This is a genomic window from Pseudomonas sp. S44 (assembly GCF_016624805.1).
In the GTDB taxonomy this organism is placed as follows: domain Bacteria; phylum Pseudomonadota; class Gammaproteobacteria; order Pseudomonadales; family Pseudomonadaceae; genus Aquipseudomonas; species Aquipseudomonas machongensis.
Map to the genome: position 1 here is coordinate 16,584 of NZ_JACVTY010000040.1, position 16,462 is coordinate 33,045.

General features: G+C 63.5%; 13 protein-coding genes. 1 reads left to right on the plus strand and 12 read right to left on the minus strand.

What is annotated here, in order from left to right; all coding sequences use genetic code 11:
- Positions 1-55: 55 nt before the first annotated feature.
- From gcvP to arcD (IAE40_RS22995), 9 genes are all read right to left on the minus strand, one after another.
- Positions 56-2,911 (minus strand): aminomethyl-transferring glycine dehydrogenase, encoded by a 2,856-nt coding sequence (gcvP, locus tag IAE40_RS22955; protein ID WP_200603923.1) that lies wholly within the window; start codon positions 2,909-2,911, stop codon positions 56-58.
- An 11-nt stretch (positions 2,912-2,922) separates the two neighbouring features.
- On the minus strand, positions 2,923-3,306 hold the full coding sequence (gcvH, locus tag IAE40_RS22960; RefSeq protein WP_200603924.1) for a glycine cleavage system protein GcvH: 384 nt from the start codon (positions 3,304-3,306) through the stop codon (positions 2,923-2,925).
- A 275-nt stretch (positions 3,307-3,581) separates the two neighbouring features.
- Positions 3,582-4,787: a sodium/glutamate symporter gene (gene gltS, locus IAE40_RS22965; RefSeq protein ID WP_200603925.1), complete on the minus strand. Its 1,206-nt coding sequence runs from the start codon at positions 4,785-4,787 to the stop codon at positions 3,582-3,584.
- A gap of 187 nt (positions 4,788-4,974) precedes the next feature.
- Complete coding sequence (locus IAE40_RS22970) at positions 4,975-6,483, minus strand: sigma-54-dependent transcriptional regulator (protein ID WP_065863229.1); 1,509 nt, start codon at positions 6,481-6,483, stop codon at positions 4,975-4,977.
- Between the two features lie 147 nt (positions 6,484-6,630).
- Complete coding sequence (locus IAE40_RS22975) at positions 6,631-7,005, minus strand: DUF5064 family protein (RefSeq protein ID WP_063543211.1); 375 nt, start codon at positions 7,003-7,005, stop codon at positions 6,631-6,633.
- 56 nt (positions 7,006-7,061) lie between these two features.
- Complete coding sequence (gene arcC / locus IAE40_RS22980) at positions 7,062-7,991, minus strand: carbamate kinase (protein ID WP_197892201.1); 930 nt, start codon at positions 7,989-7,991, stop codon at positions 7,062-7,064.
- A 154-nt stretch (positions 7,992-8,145) separates the two neighbouring features.
- Positions 8,146-9,156, minus strand: a complete 1,011-nt coding sequence (locus IAE40_RS22985) for an ornithine carbamoyltransferase (protein WP_054895515.1) — start codon at positions 9,154-9,156, stop codon at positions 8,146-8,148.
- A 68-nt stretch (positions 9,157-9,224) separates the two neighbouring features.
- Entirely contained in the window at positions 9,225-10,478 is a 1,254-nt protein-coding gene (gene arcA, locus IAE40_RS22990; RefSeq protein ID WP_054895516.1) for an arginine deiminase, read from the minus strand.
- A gap of 30 nt (positions 10,479-10,508) precedes the next feature.
- Positions 10,509-11,936: an arginine-ornithine antiporter gene (gene arcD / locus IAE40_RS22995; protein WP_054925695.1), complete on the minus strand. Its 1,428-nt coding sequence runs from the start codon at positions 11,934-11,936 to the stop codon at positions 10,509-10,511.
- Positions 11,937-12,369: 433 nt separating this feature from the next.
- Between arcD (IAE40_RS22995) and arcD (IAE40_RS23000) the strand changes: the two genes are divergently transcribed.
- Entirely contained in the window at positions 12,370-13,797 is a 1,428-nt protein-coding gene (arcD, locus tag IAE40_RS23000; protein WP_197892202.1) for an arginine-ornithine antiporter, read from the plus strand.
- A 60-nt stretch (positions 13,798-13,857) separates the two neighbouring features.
- Here the strand turns inward: arcD (IAE40_RS23000) and IAE40_RS23005 are convergent, their stop codons facing one another.
- Genes IAE40_RS23005 through IAE40_RS23015 form a run of 3 tightly spaced genes read right to left on the minus strand, consistent with a single transcriptional unit; the run spans position 13,858 to position 16,336 of the window.
- Entirely contained in the window at positions 13,858-15,207 is a 1,350-nt protein-coding gene (locus IAE40_RS23005) for a CoA transferase (protein ID WP_197892203.1), read from the minus strand.
- A gap of 57 nt (positions 15,208-15,264) precedes the next feature.
- On the minus strand, positions 15,265-15,678 hold the full coding sequence (locus IAE40_RS23010; RefSeq protein WP_054895168.1) for a YbaN family protein: 414 nt from the start codon (positions 15,676-15,678) through the stop codon (positions 15,265-15,267).
- Positions 15,679-15,730: 52 nt separating this feature from the next.
- On the minus strand, positions 15,731-16,336 hold the full coding sequence (locus IAE40_RS23015; RefSeq protein WP_151925712.1) for a biliverdin-producing heme oxygenase: 606 nt from the start codon (positions 16,334-16,336) through the stop codon (positions 15,731-15,733).
- Positions 16,337-16,462 lie beyond the last annotated feature (126 nt).

Below are 16,462 nucleotides of genomic sequence, written 5' to 3' on the forward strand. Positions count from 1 at the left end.
GTGAGTCCAACATTGCATTCGCGGGTAAACCCGCTCCCACAAGGCCAAGAAGCTATCAGACGTCCTGATAGCTCTCGATCGACGGGCAGGCGCAGACCAGGTTGCGGTCGCCGTACACGTTGTCGACCCGGCCGACCGGTGGCCAGTACTTGCTCTCGACCAGGCTCGGCAGCGGATAAACCGCCTGCTCGCGGCTATAGCCGTGGGACCATTCGCCGACCAGTTCCGCCGCGGTGTGCGGGGCGTTCTTGAGCGGGTTGTCGTCCTTGTCCAGGCTGCCGTTCTCCACGGCGCGAATCTCTTCGCGGATCTGGATCATCGCATCGCAGAAACGGTCCAGTTCTTCCTTGGACTCGCTTTCGGTCGGTTCGATCATCAGCGTGCCCGCCACCGGGAACGACATGGTCGGAGCATGGAAGCCGAAGTCGATCAAACGCTTGGCCACGTCATCGACGCTGATGCCGCTGGTGTCCTTGAGCGGACGCAGGTCGAGGATGCATTCGTGGGCGACCAGGCCGTTGCCACCGGTGTACAGCACAGGATAGTGCTCTTCCAGGCGACGGGCGATGTAGTTGGCGTTGAGGATCGCCATCTGCGACGCACGCTTGAGGCCTGCGCCACCCATCATGCGAATGTACATCCAGGTGATCGGCAGGATGCTGGCGCTGCCGAACGGTGCAGCGCAGACCGCACCGGCAGTGTTTTCCAGCGCGGCATGGCCGGGCAGGAACGGCGCCAGGTGCGACTTGACGCCGATCGGGCCGACGCCCGGGCCGCCACCACCGTGGGGGATGCAGAAGGTCTTGTGCAGGTTGAGGTGCGACACGTCGCCACCGAACTTGCCCGGAGCGCACAGGCCGACCATGGCGTTCATGTTGGCGCCATCGATGTACACCTGGCCGCCGTTGTCGTGAATGATCGCGCAGATCTCGCCGATCGCTTCCTCGAACACGCCGTGGGTCGAGGGGTAGGTGATCATGATCGCGGCCAGGCGCTCGCGGTGTTCGAGGGCCTTGGCGCGCAGGTCGTCGATGTCGACGTTGCCCCGGGCGTCGCAGGCGGTGACCACCACGCGCATGCCGGCCATGTGTGCGGTGGCCGGGTTGGTACCGTGTGCCGACGACGGGATCAGGCAGATGTCGCGGTGGCTTTCGCCGCGGCTACGGTGGTAGGCGCGGATCGCCAGCAGGCCTGCGTACTCGCCCTGGGAACCGGCGTTGGGCTGCAGCGACACGGCATCGTAGCCGGTGGCGGCGCAGAGCATGGCTTCAAGCTCGGTGGTCATCTGCAGGTAGCCCTGGCTCTGGGCGGCCGGGGCGAAGGGGTGCAGGTTGCCGAACTCGGCCCAGGTGACCGGAATCATTTCGCTGGCGGCATTGAGCTTCATGGTGCACGAGCCCAGCGGGATCATGCTGCGATCCAGCGCCAGGTCCTTGTCGGCCAGGCGGCGCAGGTAGCGCATCAGTTCGGTTTCGCTGTGGTAGCGGTTGAACACCGGGTGCTCGAGGATCGCCGATTCTCGCACCAGTGCAGCTGGCAGGCGCGGGCTGTGGTTGGCGGCGAGGGTAGCGAAGTCCGGCAGCGCCTGGCCATTGGCGAACAATGCCCAGAGCGCCTCGACATCTGCCTGGGTGCTGGTTTCGTCCAGCGACAGCCCCAGGTGTGCGGTGTCGACCTGGCGCAGGTTCAAGCCCTTGGCGCGCGCTTGCTCGTGCAGGTTGGCGGTGGCGGCACCGGTGGCCAGCGTCAGGGTGTCGAAGAATTCACCGGTAACGACCTTGGCGCCGAGCTTGGCCAGACCCACAGCGAGAATCGCGGTGAGGGCGTGGGTACGTTCAGCGATGCGCTTGAGGCCCGCCGGGCCATGGTAGACGGCGTACATGCTGGCGATGTTCGCCAGCAGGACCTGCGCGGTGCAGATGTTGCTGGTGGCCTTTTCGCGGCGGATGTGTTGCTCGCGGGTTTGCATGGCCAGGCGCAGTGCGGTCTTGCCGAAGCGGTCGATCGAAACGCCGACCAGGCGGCCCGGCATGTCACGCTTGAACGCATCCCGGGTGGCGAAGTAGGCCGCGTGCGGGCCGCCGAAGCCCAGCGGTACGCCGAAGCGCTGGGCACTGCCGATGGCCACATCGGCGTCGAATTCGCCCGGAGGGGTCAGCAGGGTCAGGGCCAGCAGGTCGGCGGCCACGGCCACCAGGGCACCGGCGCCGTGCAGACGCTGTACCAGCTCGCGGTAGTCGAACACATCACCGTTGCTAGCCGGGTATTGCAGCAGGGCGCCGAAGAAGGCGCTGACATCGCCCAGTTCACGCTCGTCACCGACCACGACCTCGATGCCCAGCGGCTCTGCACGGGTACGCAGCACATCGAGGGTCTGCGGGTGGCAATGCACGGAGGCGAAGAAGGCATGGCTGCCCTTGTTCTTCGACAGGCGTTTGCAGAAGGTCATGGCCTCGGCAGCGGCGGTGGCTTCGTCGAGCAGCGAGGCGTTGGCGATCGGCAGGCCGGTGAGGTCGCTGATCAGGGTCTGGAAGTTCAGCAGCGCTTCCAGGCGACCCTGGGAGATTTCCGGCTGGTAAGGGGTATAGGCGGTGTACCACGCCGGGTTTTCCAGAAGGTTGCGCAGGATCGGCGCTGGCGTGTGGGTGTTGTAGTAGCCCTGGCCGATGAAGCTCTTGAACAGTTGGTTCTTGCCGGCGATCGCCTTGAGGGCGGCGAGGGCAACGGCCTCGCTCTGGCCGTCGGCGTCACCGAGCACGCTGGTGCCCTTGATGCTGTCGGGAATGACGGCGGCGGTCATGGCGTCGAGAGAGTCGAAGCCCAGGGTGGTCAGCATGGCCTGTTCGTCGGTGCTGCGTGGGCCGATGTGACGGGCGATGAATTCGTTGGCGGTGCCGAGGTTGATGGTCATGGTCATGGTCCTCAGGCGTCGTCGTTGGCTTTGAGCAGGCGGTCGTAGGCATCCTGGTCGAGCAGGGCGGTCACCTCGCTCATGTCTGCAGGAACGAAGCGGAAGAACCAGCCTTCGCCCAGCGGGTCTTCGTTGACCTGCTCAGGTTTGTCGTTGAGACCTTCGTTGACCGCGACCACTTCACCGGTCAGCGGCATGTACACGCCGCTGGCAGCCTTGACCGATTCGACGGTGGAGGCTTCGGCGCCTTTTTCATACTGCTGCAGGTCCGGCAGTTGCACGAAGACCACATCGCCAAGGGCGTTCTGGGCATAGGCGGTGATACCTACGGTGACGCTGCCGTCAGCTTCGACGCGCAGCCATTCGTGATCTTCGGTGAAACGCAACTCGCTCATGGGAAATCCTCGGGAAGCAGGGCGTTGGGCGCGGTTGGTCCGCGCTCTTGAGGTTGGGTTTTCCTTAGCAAGAATGTGGCCATGTGAGTAAAAGCATTGAAATTCAATGGCTTGACTGCTTATCCAGAAAGATTTTCCCTGGCAATGGAATGAAATCAATACAGGCTGGGATGCCGGGAAAAGGATTGTCTGATCAAACCCTTGTGGATGTGGACGCAGAACGCTCCGTATCGATATCAATACGATGTATTAATATCGATACGGAGCGTTCAAGGTCATGCGCCAGTGAAAAACGGCAGCGCCAGGTACAGCTTGATCACGATGACGTTGACGATATCGATGAAGAACGCCCCCACCATGGGCACGACGAGAAAGGCGATCTGCGAAGCGCCGTAGCGCTGGGTCACGGCTTGCATGTTGGCGATGGCAGTGGGCGTGGCGCCGAGTCCGAACCCGCAATGCCCGGCTGCCAATACTGCTGCATCATAATTGCGCCCCATGACCCTGAAGGTGACGAAGATCGCGAACAGTGCCATGACCAGCGTCTGTACACCCAGCAGGATGAGGAAGGGCAGCGCCAGGGCGGCCAGGTCCCACAGTTTCAGGGACATCAGCGCCAAGGCCAGGAACAGCGATAGCGCGACGTTGCCCAACACCAGAACTTCGCGCTCGAACACCTGGTACAAGCCCCCGGCGGACAGCCCGTTCCTCAGCACGACACCTACGAACAGCACGCAGACGAACGTCGGAAGTTCGAACGGTGTGCCGCGCAACAGGCTGTTCAACAGAGTGCCTGTCAATAGGCTGATCGAGATCAGCGCCAGGCTTTCGATCATCGAAAACGGGGTTATCAGGCGTTCCTTGTTGGGCTGTTCGAAGCCTTTCGGCACGCGCGGCGTTTCCGGTTCCAGCCCTGGGGGCTGGACGCGGCTGACCAGCAACCGTGCTACAGGGCCACCGATCAGCCCGCCCAGCACCAGGCCGAAGGTGGCAGAGGCCAGGGCCAGTTCGCTGGCCGAAGCCAGTCCGTACTGAGTGCTGAAGGTCGAGCCCCAGGCAGCGCCGGTGCCATGACCACCGGATAGAGAAATCGAGCCCGCCAGTAGCCCCATGAGCGGATCGAGGCCCAGTAGCTGGGCGAGGCTGATGCCGATGGCGTTCTGCACCAGCAGGAATCCGGTGACGACCAGCAGGAACAAGCCGACGCTGCGCCCACCTCGTTTCAGGCTGCTGATATCGGCGCTCAGCCCGATTGTGGCGAAGAACGCCAGCATCAATGGCGCTTGCAGGGTGGTATCGAACTGGATGTGCACGCCAACCGCGCGCAACGCCAGTAGCACCAGCGCGACCACCAGGCCGCCAGCTACCGGTTCGGGAATGTTGTAGGTGCGTAGAAATCCGACGCGGGCGACAAGACAACGTCCAAGTAGAAGTACCAGTGAAGCGGCCACGAGAGTGCCGTAGAAGTCGAGCTCGAGCATTGAAAACCTACTCATTGTCACTTTGAAAGAGGTGCTCCTGGGCACTCTTTCGAGCGTGCGCAGGGCCTTTCGAAGAGGCACCCGGAGCACGCGTGCGGTCAAACGGCCGACATTCTAAGTGGCACGCGCCTGGGGCGAGGCGTAGGGAAATTCTGAAGATGCCGAGCTGCTCGGGCGCTGATGGGCCTTAGTTTCTGCCTGGAATCCCGTATTTGCGCAGCCGCTGCGCAATCGCGGTATGCGACGTCTGCAGCCTTCCCGCCAGCTGCCGAGTCGAAGGGTAGCTCGCATACAGGCGCTGCAGCAGCTCGCGCTCGAAGTCGCCCACTGCCTGCTCCAGGCTGCTCACCTCGCCATCCTGGCCACGTGCCACCGAGGTACCGGCGATATCCAGGTCACCGATATCCACCAGGTTGCTCTCGCAGATTGCCGCCGCGCGGAAGATCACGTTCTGCAACTGGCGCACGTTGCCTGGCCAGGGGTTGGCCAGCAGTGCCGGATGGGTGGCTGGGGTCAGGCGGCACGGAGGGCGCTGGATCTGCGTGCAGGCCTGCTGCATGAAGAAGTGCGCCAGCGACAGGATGTCCTGGCCGCGTTCGCGCAGCGGCGGGACCTGCAGGTTGAGCACGTTCAGGCGGTAGAACAGGTCTTCGCGGAAGGTGCCTTCGGCGACCATGCGTTCGAGGTCGCGGTGGGTCGCGCTGATGATACGCACGTCCACCTTCACCTCACGGTCGCCACCGACCCGGCGAAAGCTGCCGTCGCTGAGAAAGCGCAGCAGCTTGGCCTGCAGGTAGGGCGACATCTCGCCGATCTCGTCGAGAAACACCGTGCCCTGGTTGGCCAGTTCCATCAGCCCTGGCTTGCCGCCACGTTGTGCGCCGGTGAAGGCGCCCGGGGCATAGCCGAACAGTTCGCTCTCGGCCAGGCTTTCGGGTAGCGCGGCGCAGTTCAGTGCGAGGAAAGGTGCTGCGTGACGACTGCTGATGGTGTGGCAGGCGCGGGCCACCAGCTCCTTGCCGGTGCCGGTCTCGCCGTGCACCAGCAAGGGCGCATCGAGTGTGGCGACGCGTAGGGCGCGGGCCTTGAGGGTGCGGATCGCCGGGGAGTCGCCGAGCAGGGCATCGAAGCCTTCGGCGTGATCATGGTGCAGCGCCGAGAGACGTTCGCCCATGCGATTGGGCGGATACAGGGTGAGCAGGCCGCCGGCGTTGGTGATTGGCGTTGCATCCAGCAGCAGGCTCTGGCCATTGAGCTGCATCTCGCGCATCGGCAAGTGGAAGTTGTTGTCGAGCAAGGCCTGGAGCAGCCCGCTGTCGCCAAACAGCTCGCCCACCGAGCGACCGGCCGATTCGCGTCCGCACAGGGCGATCAGTGCCGGGTTGGCCAGCAGCACCTTGCCAGCGCTGTCCACCGCCAGCACCGGGTCGCTCATGGCCGCGAGCAGGGCGTCGAGTTGCAGGTGGCGGCGCTGGCCGGGGAGGATATCGACCACTTCCACCGACTGCACGCCGCGCACCTCGAACAGCGCGTCGTGCAACTCTTCGAGCACGGCGGGGCTGAGCGTGGGAGCGTCGATGTAGACGTTCGGTGGCACCATCTCCACGGCATCGAGGTTGAGGTTGCGGGCACCGAGCAGGGCCAGGACTTCCTGGGTGATGCCGACGCGGTCGATGAAGCTGACGTGGATGCGCATGGGGGCAACGGGCGTGGGGGAAAGAGCGCCAGTATGCCATTGGCCAGGGGGAAGGCCCAATCGCGGCGCAAGTCGGTGCGCCGAACCGCCGCTTGCACAGGTATTCCAGCGTGCCTGTGCGAGCGGGCCTGCTCGGCGGTGGCGGTATCAGGTATTACCCAGGTGTTCAGGCTTGATCGGATCCCCGGACTTCACATCCAGCTTCTGGCGGATGTCCTCGAACATATGGTCGTAGAGCTTGTGCGGCGAGCCCAGGTTTTCGAATTTCTTCGGCGCCGGCAGGTACGACTGGGCCTTGCGGCTCAACTGCATGAGGAAGCTCGGCAGTACCTGGTCCTTGGCCAGGAAGAACTTCTCGTCGACAGACTTGCCTTCGATGCTGCCATGCATGCGGAACTGGATACCGCGGCCTTCCGTGGGATCCTGGGTGGCTTCGTACTCGATGTTGAGGTCGTAGCTGTGGTCATTCTTGTTCAGCGCCGTGCGCTCGATATGAACATGACCAGGATGGTACTGGGCCATGATGGCGTCCTCCGGAAGGTTGAAAATGGCCGGCGCCGTGCACCGGCCAACTGCACTCAACGGTAGCTGATACCTGGCTTGGCGGTCGACACCCGCGTACCGGCAGTGCCCTTGACGATCTCTTCGATGTTTTCCAGCGAGCTGATCACCGCGACCTTGCCCGTGTGGCGGGCGAAATCGCAGGCGGCCTGCACCTTCGGCCCCATCGAACCCGCTGCGAAGCCGAGTTTTTCCAGCTCGTCAGGATGCGCCTGGGCAATGGCTTTTTGCGTCGGCTTGCCGAAATCGATGTAGGCGGCATCGACATCGGTGGCGATGATCAGCAGGTCGGCGTCCAGTTGCTCGGCCAGCAGCGCCGAGCACAGGTCCTTGTCGATCACCGCCTCGATGCCTTTGAGCTTGCGGTTTTCGTCGTACATCGTGGGGATGCCGCCGCCGCCGGCGCAGATGACGATGCTGCTTTTTTCCAGCAGCCACTTGATCGGGCGGATCTCGAAGATGCGCTTGGGTTTGGGGCTGGCGACCACACGGCGGTACTTGTCGCCGTCGGCCTTGACCACCCAGCCTTTCTCCTTGGCCAGGCGCTCGGCCTCGTCCTTGGCGTAGACCGGGCCGATGAACTTGGTCGGATCCTTGAAGGCCGGGTCGTTGGCGTCGACCTCGACTTGCGTCAGCAGGGTGGCGAAGGGCACCTCGAAGTCGAGCAGGTTGCCCAGCTCCTGTTCGATCATGTACCCGATCATGCCTTCGGTCTCGGCACCGAGCACGTCCAGCGGGTAGGCTTCGTCGGGTTTGTAGGCCTGGCCCTGGAGCGACAGCAGGCCGACCTGCGGGCCATTGCCGTGGGCGATGACCAGTTCGTTGCCGGGGTGGATCTTGGCGATCTGCTCGGTGGCAGTGCGGATATTGCTGCGCTGGTTGTCGGCGGTCATTGGCTCGCCGCGGCGCAGGAGGGCGTTGCCGCCCAGTGCAACAACGATACGCATGGGGAAATGTCCTTCAGAAAATGTTCAAGGGTCGGGCAAGGCCTGTGGGAGCGGGTTTACCCGCGAAGCCAGCGACGCGGTGCATGGCACCGGCTATGCCGGTGTTCGCGGGTAAACCCGCTCCCACAAAAGCCCGCCCCTGCAGGGGTTGCCGTCAGAGATCAGCCAGGGTCGATACCAGGATCGCCTTGATCGTGTGCATGCGGTTCTCCGCTTGCTCGAAGGCGATGCACGCTGGCGACTCGAACACGTCATCGGTCACTTCGATGCCGTTGGCCAGGTGCGGGTATTTCTCGGCGATCTGCTTGCCGACCTTGGTCTCGGAGTTGTGGAACGCCGGCAGGCAGTGCATGAACTTGCTGCGCGGGTTACCGGTGGCTTTCATCAGTTCCTTGTTCACCTGATAGGGCAGCAGTTGTTCGATGCGCTCGCCCCAGGCATCCACAGGTTCTCCCATCGACACCCAGACGTCGGTATGGACGAAATCGACGCCTTTGACCGCCGCCTTCGGGTCTTCGGTCAGGGTGATGCGCGCGCCGCTTTCCTCGGCGTACTGCTTGCAGCGCTGCACCAGGTCGTCATGCGGCCACAGCGCCTTGGGCGCGGCGATACGCACGTCCATGCCGAGCTTGGCACCGATCAGCAGCAGCGAGTTGCCCATGTTGTTGCGCGCATCGCCCAGGTAGGCGTAGCTGATGTCGTGCAGCGGCTTGTCGCTGTGTTCGCGCATGGTCAGCACGTCGGCGATCATCTGGGTTGGGTGGTATTCGTCGGTCAGGCCGTTGAACACCGGCACGCCGGCGAACTTGGCCAGTTCTTCGACGATCTCCTGCTTGAAGCCGCGGTACTCGATGGCGTCGTACATGCGCCCGAGCACGCGGGCGGTGTCCTTCATGCTCTCCTTGTGGCCGATCTGCGAGGAGTTGGGGTCGATGTAGGTGACGTTGGCGCCCTGGTCGTAGGCGGCGACTTCGAAGGCGCAGCGGGTGCGGGTCGAGGTCTTCTCGAAGATCAGCGCAATGTTGTTGCCCTTCAGGTGCTGCTGCTCGGTGCCGGTGTACTTGGCGCGCTTGAGATCGCGGGAGAGGTCCAGCAGGTAGCGCAGCTCACGGGTCGTGTGGTGCTCGAGGCTGAGCAGGTTGCGATTGTGGATGTTGAACGCCATGACAGTGTCTCCTTGAATGCGGTGAGTGCCCGGCCCACGCCTCGTAAGCGTGGGCCGGATCGAGGGCGTTAGTAGTCGATAGGGTCGCGCACGATCGGGCAGGTCATGCAGTGGCCGCCGCCGCGGCCTCGGCCCAGTTCACCGGCGCTGATGGTGATGACCTCGATCCCGGCCTTGCGCAGCAATGTGTTGGTGTAGGTGTTGCGGTCGTAGCCGATGACCACGCCTGGCTCCAGGGCCACCACGTTGTTGCCGTCATCCCATTGCTCGCGTTCGGCGGCGAAGCTGTTGCCGCCGGTCTCGACCACGCGCAGCTTCACCCCGAGCTGCTCGCCGACCACCTCGATGAACGACTTGTTTTCACGGCGCACATCCATGCCGTAGGGCTTGCTTTCGTCGGGGCGGATGATGAACGGGACGATCTCGCGTACCACTTCCGGGAAGACCGTGACCAGGTCGCGGTCGCAGAAGCTGAACACGGTGTCCAGGTGCATCGCGGCACGCGACTTGGGCAGGCCGGCGACGATGACCTTTTCCACTGCGCCCTTGGCGAACAGGTTCTGCGCCAGTTGGCCGATGGCCTGGCGCGAGGTGCGCTCGCCCATGCCGATGAGCACGATGCCCTTGCCGATCGGCATGACGTCGCCGCCTTCCAGGGTGGCGCTGCCGTGCTCCTTGTCAGGGTCGCCGTACCAGACCTGGAAGTCGGCGCCGGTGAATTCCTTGTGGAACTTGTACACGGCAGTGGTCAGCAAGGTTTCCTGGCGTCGTGCCGGCCAGTACATCGGGTTCAGCGTGACGCCGCCGTAGATCCAGCAGGTGGTGTCGCGGGTGAACTGGGTGTTGGGCAGGGGCGGCAGGATGAAGCTGGAGTGGCCGAGGTAGTCGTTGTACATCTTCACCACATCGGCGCCTTCGCTCTGCGGCAGGTCCTGGCCGGCCACGCCGCCGATCAGGAACTCGGCCAGGTGGCGCGGATCGAGGCCTTCGAGCCAGCTGCGCACTTCATTGGTCAGGCCAACGCCGACGGTATTGGGGGTGATCTTGCGATCGAGAATCCACGCCAGGGCCTCCTTGTTCTGCACGATGTCGGTCAGCAGGTTGTGCATTTCCAGCACATCGACGCCGCGCTCGCGCATCTTGGTGACGAAGTCGAAATGGTCACGCTTGGCCTGGTCGACCCAGATCACATCGTCGAAGAGCAGTTCATCGCAGTTGCTGGGGGTCAGTCGCTTGTGCGCCAGTCCCGGGGCGCAGACCATCACCTTGCGTAGCTTGCCGGCTTCGGAGTGCACGCCGTATTTCTGTTTTTCCGTGGACATGATGATTCCTCCAATCATACGAAGACGTGGTCAAAGGGTCAGGAAGCCGTCGTACAGCCCGTAGGCCGCCACCAGGGCGCCGACGATCACAGCGGCGAAGATCAGTTTTTCCACGTTGGTGAAAATCGGTTGGCCGACCTCGCGCTTGGCCTTGGCGAACAGGATCGCGCCAGGGGCGTAGAGCAGGGCCGACAGCAGCAGGTACTTCACGCCTCCGGCATACAGCAGCCAGATCGCGTACAACAGGGCGATACCGCCGATGATCAGGTCCTTCTTGCGTTCGGCGAGGGCCTGTTCGTAGGTTTCGCTGCGCACCGCCAGCAGTACTGCGTAGGCCGCCGACCACAGGTAGGGCACCAGGATCATCGAGGTGGCGAGGTAGATCAGCGACAGGTAGGTGCTGTTGGAGAACAGGGTGATGACCAGGAAGATCTGCACCATGGCATTGGTCAGCCACAGGGCGTTGGCCGGCACCTGGTTGGCGTTCTCGCGGCGCAGGAACTCGGGCATGGTGTGGTCCTTGGCGGCGGCGAACATGATCTCTGCGCACAGCAGCACCCATGACAGCAGTGCCCCCAGCAGCGAGATGATCAGGCCGACGCTGATCAGCACCGCGCCCCAGTGACCGACCACATGCTCCAGCACCGCGGCCATCGACGGGTTCTGCAGCTTGGCCAGCTCCGGCTGGGTCATCACGCCCATCGACAGCACGTTGACCAGCACCAGGAACAGCAGCACGGTGATGAAACCGATGACCGTGGCCTTGCCCACGTCGGAGCGTTTTTCCGCCCGCGAGGAGAAGATGCTTGCGCCCTCGATGCCGATGAACACCCACACGGTGACCAGCATCATGTTGCGCACCTGATCCATCACGCTGCCGAGGTCGGGCGAGCCCAGGCCCCAGATGTCGGCGGTGAACACATCGAGTTTGAAGGCGAACAGGCAGATCAGTGCGAACAGCGCCAGTGGCACGACTTTGGCCACGGTGGTGACCAGGTTGATGAACGCCGCCTCCTTGATGCCGCGCAGGACCAGGAAGTGCACACCCCACAGCAGCAGCGATGCGCCGATCACTGCCGCCGGGGTATTGCCTTCACCGAAGACCGGGAAGAAGTACCCCAGGGTGCTGAACAGCAGGACGAAGTAGCCGACGTTGCCCAGCCAGGCACTGATCCAGTAGCCCCAGGCTGACGAGAAGCCCATGTAGTCGCCAAAGCCGGCCTTGGCATAGGCGTACACGCCACCATCGAGGTCGGGTTTGCGGTTGGCCAGGGTCTGGAATACGAAGGCCAGGGTGAGCATGCCGACGGCGGTGATGGCCCAGCCGATCAGCACGGCACCGACGCCTGCGCTGGCGGCCATGTTTTGCGGCAGGGAGAAGATCCCGCCACCAATCATCGAGCCCACGACAAGTGCAACTAATGCGCCGAGTTTAAGTTTTCCGGGAGAATCAGACATTTAACAACTCCATGCCAGGAGAAAGTTGACGACAGAATAAATCCGGCGCTGTAGTCATTCGCTGATGTGGATCAGTTCATGGCGCAACAGCGTGAGAAAATTCTTGCTCGGGTCTCCTGGAGAGTGCCGACGGCTTTGCTGCAAGCCTTGTGCGCTGGCACCTCCATGTACTTCTAGAGCAAACGCTCTGTTTGGCTCGCGAAATCTGAAGCTAGTCGTTTTTAGCGGTTTCGCAAATTTTTCACGTGTCATTCGACAGGGCGTCGCGAATTTGCGAGTTGCTCGACAATGTCCGTATTGACGGCCGTTGTCATATAGACAAATGCGTTATGAGTGCTATAGCTTTAATGGCGTTGATTAATAAACAAGCTGTAACATTTATATGTAATGGCCGTTATGTTTCATACAGGCGACAGGCGTAAGGGAGCTGCAGATGGGCGAACCGGGACATAAGCTTCGCCTGGGGGCGCTGATCGCCCTGGTGGTCGGTTCGATGATCGGCGGCGGGATCTTTTCATTGCCGCAGAACATGGCCGCCCGTGCCGATGTTGGCGCAGTACTGATCGGCTGGAGCATCACTGCGGTCGGCATGCTGGCGCTGGCCTTCGTGTTCCAGACCCTGGCCAACCGCAAGCCCGACCTGGATTCGGGCGTCTACGCCTACGCCAAGGCCGGCTTTGGCGACTACATGGGCTTCTCGTCGGCCTGGGGCTACTGGATCAGTGCCTGGCTGGGCAACGTCGGCTATTTCGTGCTGTTGTTCAGCACCCTGGGTTTCTACTTTCCCGTATTCGGTGAGGGCAATACGCCGATAGCCATCGGCTGCGCTTCGCTGTTGCTGTGGGCAGTGCATTTCCTGGTGCTGCGTGGCATCAAGGAAGCGACCTTCATCAACCAGGTCACCACGGTGGCCAAGGTCGTACCGCTGCTGATCTTCATCGTCATCGCGGCCTTCGCCTTCCGCGCGGATATCTTCACCCGCGATATCTGGGGCCTGGGCAACCCGAAGTTCGGCAGTGTCCTGGAGCAGGTGCGCAACATGATGCTGGTGACGGTGTTCGTGTTCATCGGCATCGAGGGCGCCAGTGTCTATTCCGGGCGTGCGCTACACCGTTCGGATGTCGGCAAGGCCACGGTGATCGGCTTTCTCGGGGTGCTGGCGCTACTGGTGCTGGTCAACGTGCTGTCGCTGGGAGTGATGACCCAGCCTGAACTGGCGGGGTTGCAGAACCCGTCGCTGGCGTCGGTGCTGGAACATATCGTCGGGCCCTGGGGGGCGATGCTGATCAGTATCGGGTTGGCGGTTTCGTTGCTTGGGGCGCTGCTGTCATGGGCCTTGCTGTGTGCCGAGATTCTCTTCGCCACCGCTCGCGACAAGACCATGCCGCGTTTTCTGGCCAGGGAAAATGCCAATCATGTGCCGGCCAATGCACTGTGGCTGACCAACAGCATGATCCAGGGGTTCCTGCTGATCACCCTGTTCTCGGCCGGCACCTATACCAGCCTGATCTACCTGGCGTCGTCGATGATCCTGGTGCCGTACTTCTGGTCGGCGGCCTATGCCGTGCTGCTGGCCTGGCGGGGCGATAGCTATGCCGGGCAGGCGGGGCTGCGGCGCAAGGATCTGGCCGTGGCGCTGCTGGCGCTGTTGTATGCGGTGTGGCTGCTGTATGCCGGGGGGCTCAAGTACCTGTTGCTGTCGGCCCTGCTCTATGCCCCGGGAGTGATCCTGTTCGCCCGGGCCAGGCACGAGCAGGGGCAGGCATTGTTCAGCCATTGGGAGAAGCTGATATTCGCGGCGGTACTGGTGGGCGCAGGGGTAGCGGCTTATGCGCTGTACTCGGGGGCGCTGAGTTTGTAAGTGGGTGGCGGTTGTTGCGACCTCATCGCGCGACAAGTCGCAGCGATGAGGCCACAACCGTCACCAACGCGCTTGAGCCGAACCCAGCTCGCAAGCCCCACGTGCCCAGTGCATCGACGCCTGCCCCACCTTCAACGGCCCCTTGATCCTTTGCGCGGGCCCCCAGGGCGTCTGCTCCAGATGCGGGTCGAGATCCTCCGGCGTTTCTGCTGCCAGGGGCAAGTCATCCGCCATCGTTCCATGCTCCACCAACAGCTTGGCGGTGCGAGCCAAGGACAGCCGTGCCCGGTAACCGGCGCCATGAGCCAGGCGCTGCTCCAGCCCGCGGATCGCTTCGGCTGCCATCAGGTACCCGGTTGCATGGTCGAGCGCCTGCACTGGCAAAGGTACAGGTCTGTCCGTTTGTTGCCAGCGCATGCCTTCGCGGGCGATGCCGCTGCTCATCTGCACCAGGCTGTCGAAGCCGCGGCGTGCTTGCCAGGGGCCGCTCCAGCCGTAGGCGTTGAGGCTTACATCGATCAGGCCTGGGTTGAGCTGGCGCCTGTGCTGCGCGCCAAAACCCAGATGCTCCAGTGCATCGGCGCGATAGCCATGCAGGAGAATGTCGGCCTCCCCCAGCAGCCGTTCGAACACCTCGCGGTCAGGCGTCGCACGCAAATCCAGGCGCGCACAGCGCTTGCCCAGGGTGACTTCGGCGACCACCGCCGGCTCATCCCAACCGAATGGGTCGATGCGCAGCACTTCGGCGCCGAAGGCGGCCAGCAAGCGGCTGGCGGTGGGGCCAGCGAGGATACGCGTCAGATCCAGCACCTTGATACCGGCCAGCGGACGTGTTTCACAGCCTTGCCAGGCCAATGGCGCTGCCGCGTCGAACTGCTCGCGCAGCACCAAGGGCTCCTTGTTCACTGCCTGCCCCTGCGGGTGTTCGCACCATTGCGCCCAACTGCGCATCTTCGCCGCACAGCCTCCGGCTTCGACCACGGCGCTTTCCAGCGCCTCACCGTCCCAGCGCAGGACCTGGGCCGCGACCGCCTGGCGATCGGCGGGGCTACCCAGCACGCCGAGTGCGGCCTGACGATGATGGGGGGCGTTGGTGTGCAGGCGAATCCAGCCATCGCGGGTGGGATAGTCACCGGCGACGGCGTCCCACAGGGGAGGGGGCTGCCAGCCATGTGGGCGCAGGCTGGTGGCGAACCAGAACGAGGCCAGGCGCCGATCGATGCTGACCAGCGGGCAGTTGTCGGTCTGGCGCTGCAGCAGGCTGGCCAGTGCCAGCCCGGCAGCGGCCATGCTCGCGGCGGCCAGGTCGGTGACGGCAAACGTCGAGGGCAGCCCACCAACGCCGTGCCAGCGCAGGGCGGCGTGGTCGAGGTTAAGTTCACGGACGATGGTGTCGAGCAACTGGGGCATGCAGGATCCTCCTTGGTGGATCCCATTGCAGTACATCCCGCGCTGGGATGCAAATGCTCAGCGTTGCAGTTGGGCGGGCAGTGGCGCGGTGGGTTGTTCGGGGCGCGACCAGATCCACAGGTTGCCCAGGGTCATGCCGGCGATGGCAAGAAACACTGGCCAGTGGTGCTCGAGCATGGTGAGCATCAACCCTGCGCACAGCAGCATGCTGATGGTCGCGCTGACCTTGGCGCGGCGCTGGATCACCTTGCCGTTGCGCCAGTTCCACAGGATCGGTCCGAACAGCCGGTGGTTTTCCAGCCAGGCGGACAGGCGCGGAGAGCTGCGGGTTGCGGCCCAGGCGGCCAGGAGGATGAACTCGGTGGTGGGCAGGCCGGGAATGACGATGGCGACCAGACCTATCCCGAGGCTGACATAAGCCAGGATCGCATACAGCAGGCGGGACAGTCGGGAGCGGGCAAGTCGGGTCATGGTCTCACTGCAAAGCGGTCCGGCCACCCGAATGGTGGCCGGCAGGTGCGTCTCAGGCCAGCGCCGCATCCGTGGCGTAGGCGTGCTTGAGCAGCTCGGTGAAGCGCTCGAAGGCCGCGACTGCGCCACGCTCGGCGGCAGCGTCCTCTTCGGCCGACAGTTCCAGGCTGTCGAGGATGCGCGTGAACTGTTTCCAGCCCTCTGCACGACCACCGGCGGGCTCGCCCAGGTGACGGGCGCCGAAGCTGTCGGACAGGTCCAGGGCCACGGCACGCTTGATCAGGAACGCGGCGCCCAGTTTGGAGCCTTCGGAGACGAAGATCCAGCCCAGGGCTTCGCCCAGGCTTGGTTTGACCAGGGCGCCTGCGACCGGGGCCGGTACTTCGGTGTTCAGGTCGGCCAGGTCCAGGCGCGCCTGTTCGGCCCGGCAACGCTCGGCCAGGTCAGGGACGATGGCGATCAGTGCCGGGTCGGTGTAGAGCGCCTGCAGTTCGGACTGGAACAGGTACTGGGCGACGACGAAGCGGGCGAAGCTCTCGCGGCTGTCGAACGGCGCGTGCGACTTGACCAGAGCGTCCAGCTCGGTGTGCGGTGCGTGAGTGACCTGGTTCAGGCGTTGCGAGCGCAGGGCGGCGCGCTCGGAGGTGTGGCTGGTCATGGGGGCATCCTTGGGAAATGGGGCTGTCTAGGTACAAGACGAAAGAGAAGACGCAGGACAGTAAAAAAACCTCACCTGGGAGTGGGAGGCATTTGTGTTCGGGAGGAGGTTGCGGGAGCGGCACAA

Coding starts and splice junctions, on each gene's coding strand:
- gcvP (WP_200603923.1), bottom strand. CDS start 2,911: ATGACCATCAACCTCGGCACCGCCAACGAATTCATCGCCCGTCACATC.
- gcvH (WP_200603924.1), bottom strand. CDS start 3,306: ATGAGCGAGTTGCGTTTCACCGAAGATCACGAATGGCTGCGCGTCGAA.
- gltS (WP_200603925.1), bottom strand. CDS start 4,787: ATGCTCGAGCTCGACTTCTACGGCACTCTCGTGGCCGCTTCACTGGTA.
- IAE40_RS22970 (WP_065863229.1), bottom strand. CDS start 6,483: ATGCGCATCCACGTCAGCTTCATCGACCGCGTCGGCATCACCCAGGAA.
- IAE40_RS22975 (WP_063543211.1), bottom strand. CDS start 7,005: ATGGCCCAGTACCATCCTGGTCATGTTCATATCGAGCGCACGGCGCTG.
- arcC (WP_197892201.1), bottom strand. CDS start 7,991: ATGCGTATCGTTGTTGCACTGGGCGGCAACGCCCTCCTGCGCCGCGGC.
- IAE40_RS22985 (WP_054895515.1), bottom strand. CDS start 9,156: ATGGCGTTCAACATCCACAATCGCAACCTGCTCAGCCTCGAGCACCAC.
- arcA (WP_054895516.1), bottom strand. CDS start 10,478: ATGTCCACGGAAAAACAGAAATACGGCGTGCACTCCGAAGCCGGCAAG.
- arcD (WP_054925695.1), bottom strand. CDS start 11,936: ATGTCTGATTCTCCCGGAAAACTTAAACTCGGCGCATTAGTTGCACTT.
- arcD (WP_197892202.1), top strand. CDS start 12,370: ATGGGCGAACCGGGACATAAGCTTCGCCTGGGGGCGCTGATCGCCCTG.
- IAE40_RS23005 (WP_197892203.1), bottom strand. CDS start 15,207: ATGCCCCAGTTGCTCGACACCATCGTCCGTGAACTTAACCTCGACCAC.
- IAE40_RS23010 (WP_054895168.1), bottom strand. CDS start 15,678: ATGACCCGACTTGCCCGCTCCCGACTGTCCCGCCTGCTGTATGCGATC.
- IAE40_RS23015 (WP_151925712.1), bottom strand. CDS start 16,336: ATGACCAGCCACACCTCCGAGCGCGCCGCCCTGCGCTCGCAACGCCTG.